6 protein-coding genes and 1 pseudogene are annotated in these 5,709 nt (G+C 68.2%); 2 read left to right on the forward strand and 5 right to left on the reverse strand.

Going from position 1 to position 5,709, the window contains the following annotated elements; genetic code table 11:
- A partial coding sequence (locus ACIBJF_RS51800; RefSeq protein WP_399184862.1) for a site-specific integrase occupies positions 1–512 on the reverse strand: 512 nt, incomplete at its 3' end.
- Between the two features lie 485 nt (positions 513–997).
- On the opposite strand from ACIBJF_RS51800, the gene ACIBJF_RS51805 reads away from it, so the two are divergent.
- Entirely contained in the window at positions 998–2,203 is a 1,206-nt protein-coding gene (locus tag ACIBJF_RS51805; protein WP_399184863.1) for an IS110 family transposase, read from the forward strand.
- Here ACIBJF_RS51805 and ACIBJF_RS51810 read toward each other — a convergent pair.
- The 4 genes from ACIBJF_RS51810 to ACIBJF_RS51825 form a co-directional block, all read right to left on the reverse strand.
- Complete coding sequence (locus ACIBJF_RS51810) at positions 2,196–2,681, reverse strand: hypothetical protein (protein ID WP_399184864.1); 486 nt, start codon at positions 2,679–2,681, stop codon at positions 2,196–2,198. The genes ACIBJF_RS51805 and ACIBJF_RS51810 overlap by 8 nt on opposite strands.
- Positions 2,682–2,785: 104 nt before the next feature.
- Positions 2,786–3,571, reverse strand: a complete 786-nt coding sequence (locus tag ACIBJF_RS51815) for an alpha/beta fold hydrolase (protein WP_399184865.1) — start codon at positions 3,569–3,571, stop codon at positions 2,786–2,788.
- A 199-nt stretch (positions 3,572–3,770) separates the two neighbouring features.
- A complete protein-coding gene (locus tag ACIBJF_RS51820; protein ID WP_399184866.1) occupies positions 3,771–4,187 on the reverse strand; it encodes a hypothetical protein in 417 nt (138 codons plus the stop codon).
- Between the two features lie 3 nt (positions 4,188–4,190).
- Positions 4,191–5,021 carry an IS5 family transposase gene (locus ACIBJF_RS51825; protein WP_399184868.1) on the reverse strand — a complete coding sequence of 277 codons (831 nt, stop codon included), beginning with the start codon at positions 5,019–5,021 and terminating at the stop codon, positions 4,191–4,193.
- A 91-nt stretch (positions 5,022–5,112) separates the two neighbouring features.
- Between ACIBJF_RS51825 and ACIBJF_RS51830 the strand changes: the two are divergent.
- Positions 5,113–5,271: pseudogene (locus ACIBJF_RS51830) on the forward strand (IS110 family transposase); the annotation flags it as partial.
- Positions 5,272–5,709 lie beyond the last annotated feature (438 nt).

Here is a 5,709-nt window from a genome sequence, read left to right on the forward strand (position 1 = left end):
TGCCGAGGGCGTAAGACCACCCGAGCCGCCGGCTCCGGTGGCGGCCTGAGCCGTAAATCCCCGCTCAGCCCTGGAGGGTGACGCATCCCCTCCCTCCAGGGAGGGGAGCCTTCAAGCTCCTCCGCCTGGCGCTCACGGTGCCGGCGGAGTGCGTCGACGCACACGGCCGGGAGCGGTACGGGCCGCTCCGAGCGGCGCGTCTTGGGCGCGGTCAGCGTCAGCTCTCCGTTGACCCGCTGCAGAGTCGTACGGATCTCCAGCGATCCCCCGTCCAGGTCAACGTCCGGCCAGTGGAGCCCCAGCAGCTCGCCGCGCCGGAGCCCCAGGTACAAGGCGAGCACGTATGCCGCGCTCAGCCGGTCGTCACGCACGTCGGCCAAGAGCTTCTTCGCCTCGGTGACGGACAGGCCGCGCCCGACGCGGTACCGGGGAGTATGCACCTGCACGAGCTTGGCAACATTGCGCTGCACCAGTTCCTCCCCGACCGCGTGCTGAAGGGCGTTCCGCAGCACGGCGTGAAGGTACTGGACCATGCGAGGCGACAGCCGACGCTCGCAGCACCGCTTGGGAACCGCAGCACAGCAACGCTGCTCACCGGCCGGACGGGCGGCGTCACGTCCCTGAGCACAGCACTGGCACCCCTGCCGAGCCCAGTCGAGGAAGAGGCGCACGTCCTTGGCTGAGAGGACATTCTGAACCTATATGCCCCGGTTGCTGCAGGGTGATCCAACCAAGCCCGAGCCGTCCGGCGACACAAGATTCCCCCCGTTACCTTCTTCGTGGCCCCGAAACGGGGCTCCCGGCCTCCGGTTCGGCATGACTGTTCCCCCCTGTAGTTCGCATGATCCGGGGGGTGGTGTCACCGGGCCGGAGGCATCGGTAGACCGCTGATAGAGGCAGGACCACCAGCGTGCTGGGAGGCTCTTCGTAACGTGGATGCCGGCGACTGATGCCACGCCAACGAGGCCGGGACAGCACGACCTCGTAAGGGATCAGCGTGATCGACACCGGCGACGTGGACGTCTTCCTCGGCCTGGACGTCGGCAAGGGCGAGCACCACGGAACCGCGGTGACCCGGGCCGGCAAGCGGGTCCTCGACAAGCGGCTGCCGAACAGCGAGCCCAAGATGCGAGGCGTGTTGGAAAAGCTCGCCGCGAAGCACGGCACCGTCCTGGTCGTGGTCGACCAGCCCGCCTCCATCGGCGCCCTGCCCCTGGCGGTCGCCCGGGATGCCGGTTGCCGCGTCGCCTACCTGCCCGGTCTGACGATGCGCCGGATCGCCGACCTCTACCCCGGCGAGGCCAAGACCGATGCCCGCGACGCGGCAGTCATCGCGGACGCCGCCCGCACCATGCCGCACACCCTGCGCGGCATCGAGCTCACCGACGAGACCATCGCCGAGTTGGAGATGATCGTCGGCTTCGACGACGACCTCGCCGGCGAGGCGACCCGCATCGCCAATCGCCTGCGCGGCCTGCTCACCCAGATCCACCCGCACCTGGAACGTGTGATGGGACCACGACTGGACCACCCGGCGGTCCTGGCCCTGCTGGAGCGGTTCGGCTCACCAGCAGCACTGCGCAAGGCCGGACGCCGCCGCCTGCTCAACATCGCCCGGCCCTTGGCCCCGCGCATGTTCGAGCGCCTCGTCGAGGACATCCTCACCGCGCTCGACGAGCAGACCGTGATCGTCCCAGGCACCGAGGCGGCCGCGCTGATCGTGCCGAGCCTGACCGGCTCGCTGCGGGCCGTCCTCGACCAGCGCAAACTCCTGGAGAAGCGGATCCAGGAGTTGCTGGACGAGCACCCGCTGTCCAAGATCTTGACCTCTATGCCCGGCATCGGGACGAGGACCGGTGCCCGGGTCCTGATCGACGTCGGCGACGCCAGCGCCTTCCCGACCGCCGCCCACCTCGCCTCCTACGCTGGGCTCGCTCCTGCGACTCGCAGCTCCGGATCCTCCATACGCGGTGAGCAACCTTCCCGCCGGGGCAACAAGCAGCTCAAACGGGCGTTCTTCCTGGCCGCGTTCGCCTCGCTCAGCGATCCGGCCTCCCGGGCCTACTACGACAAGAAGATCGGCCAGGGCAAGCGTCACACCCAGGCACTCCTGTGTCTGGCCAGGCGTCGGGTCGACGTCCTGTTCGCCATGCTCCGCGACGGCACCTTCTACGAGTCGCGACCGGCCACAGCGGTCAGTTGAGCTGCGGGTCCGCCACCAACACCACGCGGTCTGCGTCGGGATCAAACCCGAGCACCGGGTTCCCGTGGTCGCCTTCGGCGGTCATGGCCACCGGCTTGCCCAGCCGCCGGCCGACCGCGGCCAGGAACCGGCACAGGACGTCCACTCCTTCCTGGCCCTGCAGCTCTCGAAGGTCGACATCGAAGTCGATCTCCTCGGCAGACATCGGACGGAAGATCACGAGCACGTCCGGGACCGGCCAGACCCGCAGATGGGCCGTCTCGGCATCGGCCGGACGCGTCAGCACCTGCACCGCAGGAGGCAGCGGACCAGCGACGCCGCCCTCCAAGTACTCCCACAGCCAACCGCTCGACCGGACCAGATCGAACACCGCCTGCCAGTCCTCCACCGAGGTGCCCTCCACAGACACGTCCGGCAGCGCACCCATCAAGTCAGGGTCGAAGAAGTTCCTGACGTCGTCCCACAGCAGATCTGGCATCCCGCCATGCTGCCCGCCCACGCCTCCCGAACGCAGCCCGATTCCTTGACGAACCCCATAGAGGCACCCCCCCCCCGCGGCGGTCCTTGATCGTGCTCCGAGCTCTAACGGGCGAGGAACGGGCCCAGTACCGCGGTGAGTTCGGTGGGCGCGTCCAGTGCGATGAGGTGAGCTGCGGTGGCGAACTCGACCAGGGTGGCATCGGGGATCTCGGAGGCGTAGCGCCGGCCGATGTCCTGGAAGTCGGCAACGTCGAACTTGCCGATCCCGACCAGTGTGGGGACGGAGATGCCGGTGATGTCGCCAGCTGGGGAACCCTGAGAGTACTCCCCGACGATGCCCTGATTCACCAGCGATGTCCGTAGCGGGCCTCGGAGTTGGTCAGCCAGTCCAGCGGCGACGTTCTCCCAGCTTCGAACCGGCCCACGCAGCCACATGTCCAGGTTGATGCCGACGGCGGTGTCCAGGTCGCCGACGCTCAGAGCCGCCGTTTCCGCCTCGTCGTAGGCGACCATTTTCGTGGACCAGTGGTATCCCGGCCACGGCGGGGCGAGCACGGCCAGGGAGTGGACCCTGCCCGGATGGGCGAGGGTGAAGTTCACGGCCACGCGGCCGCCCCAGGACGCGCCGACGAGTCGGACACATTCGTAGCCGAGGTGGTCCAGGAGGCGGCGCAGATCGTCAGTCTCGCTGAACGGGCCAGTCGGTGCCGTGGATTCACCGAAGCCGCGTAAGTCGTACCGGATGACGGTGTGCTGTTCTGCCAGGGCGGGCACGATCGCGTCCCACATGTGGTGGTCGGCGACGCCGGCGTGCACGAGGACGACGGGCGGTCCGTCACCGGCGACGACGTAGGAGAGGCAGCCGAGATCATCGGCAAGTGTGGGCATTCGCAGATGCTTGCACGACGACAGGGCACGTGCCAATCAATATGGGAGGAGCTCCACCCACGTCTGTGCTGCCGCCATCATCCGGCCTAGCCGTGATCCAAGCAACAGTCCCTGGCCTTCGTAAATGTTCGCGGTCGCAGCGGGCGTGCTGAGCCGGACGACGAGTGCGTGGCCGTGATCTACGGCTTGATGTGAGAGGCTACGGGCGGCGCCGGGCGAACAGGCCCGGTTCGCGCTCGGCTAGGACACCGAGACTGACCAGGCGCTTGAGCTTGTGCCGGGTGCTCTCGATGTTCTTCGGCATGACGGCGAGGTCGAGGCGCTCGCACAGGTCGCGGGCGCGCATCGGTCCGGCGGCGTCGGCGAATGCGCCGAGGATCTGCTGGTAGGCCGGGTGGGCCGGCAGGACCGGCGGCGGATCGGCCGGATCCGGAGCCGTCGGGGGTAGGGCGAGGAGCGTCTTGCGGGTCACCGCCAGGTTCCCGATCTCCTCGTCGAGTTCGCGCAGGCGGGCGGCGAGTTCGTCGATCTGCGTGCGGAGCTGGTCCGCGGCGGTGCCGAGCTCCCGCTCGCGTGCGTCGATCCGCGCCAGGAGCGGTGTGACCTGGGCGTCCACGGGTCACCCGCGCCAGGTGGGCGTAGTTTGGCCGGTGAGCCGGCGCGCTATCACGTCGATCATGGCCCAGCGCACCCTGGATTCGGACGACTTCGGCCTGCTCTCGTAGTCCCGTACGAGCCGCCGGAACAGCATGAGGAGCCCGAGCGTCTGCTCCACGATCCATCTCTTGGCCTGCGGGACGAAGCCGGTGCCCTTGTCGGCGGGGTTGCGTTCGACGATCTCGACGTCGATGCCGACCGTGGTGCCGTGCTCGACGACGGTCTTCTTGAAGCCCTGGTCGACCAGGGCTTTCTTGATGGTGCCGATGGGGGCGACCTGGCCGAGCAGGGCGATGCCGAATGTGTTGTCGTGGGCACTGGCGGCCAGCACGGTCACGGCGATGACCAGGCCGAGGACGTCGACCGCCACCCCGCGCTTGCGGCCTGGCACCTTCTTGGCCGCGTCCTTCCCGGTCGTGGCCGCGGGCACGTTCACCGCCGCGTGGACGCTCTGGGTGTCGATCACGACCAGGCTCGGATCCTCTGCCCGCCCGGCCTTCTCGCGGACTTGCCAGCGCAGCAGGTCGTTGATCTTCACGTCCGTGCCGTCGTCGCGCCGGGCCGCGAAGTAGTAGTAGACGGCCGACTTCGGTGGCAGGTCGTGCGGGAGATAGTCCCACTGGCAGCCGGTCCTGCCCTGGTACAGGATCGCGTTGACGATCTCCCGCATCTCGTAACGGCCCTGATGTCCCGTCGGCGACGGGTGGTCGGCCTTCCAGGCCGCGATCACCGGCTCGATCAGCGCCCACCGCTCATCGGATAGGTCGCTCTTGTGGGGCTTGCGATCACTCACCCGAACAGCCCAGCAGGACCAAGCCGCGCGACCGGCCCGAATCACCCAAACCCACACGATCAGGCGACCACAAGGCGGTCATACCGGCTCAGAACATCCTCTCAAGAAACGAGCCCAAGGACACAAGCACATCCCCGCCGTCATCGCCCTCGCCCGCGGCCGCGTCGACGTCCTCTGGGCCCTGCTCCGCGACAACCGCCCCTTCACCACCGCGCCACCAACACGGACAGCGACGAGCGCAGCACCCTGACCGGGCACGAAGCCCTCGGCCCTCCCGATCACCCGCGGTGCACACCGGGGTTGGCTACCTTGGCGATCAACCGACTGAGGAGATGATGCATGCGGCCACGCACTCATCCGCCCACGCAGTGTCCCCGCTGCGGAGCAGCAACCGACCGCGTCCTCACCGTGATCGTCCCCACCACCGCCGACGAGGACGACCTCTTCCGCATCACACACAGCACCTCAGCTTGGTGTTTAACCTGGGCCGTTCACCTGACCTGCTGATCTTGGTTCGTTCCCGGGACAACAGGGCGGCCGTTCTTCACGCTTCGAGGTGTCGAGCAACGTCGCGTGAAGGAACGGCCGCTGGCGAAGAGTCTCGCCCCTGAACGATCCACTGACGCCGCGTTGGGCGTCCTGTCCCACTTTCGTGTCGCGTTCTACGACTGCCTCTACACCCGGGCGG

The organism is Streptomyces sp. NPDC050743 (assembly GCF_044456925.1).
In the GTDB taxonomy this organism is placed as follows: Bacteria; Actinomycetota; Actinomycetes; order Streptomycetales; family Streptomycetaceae; genus Streptomyces.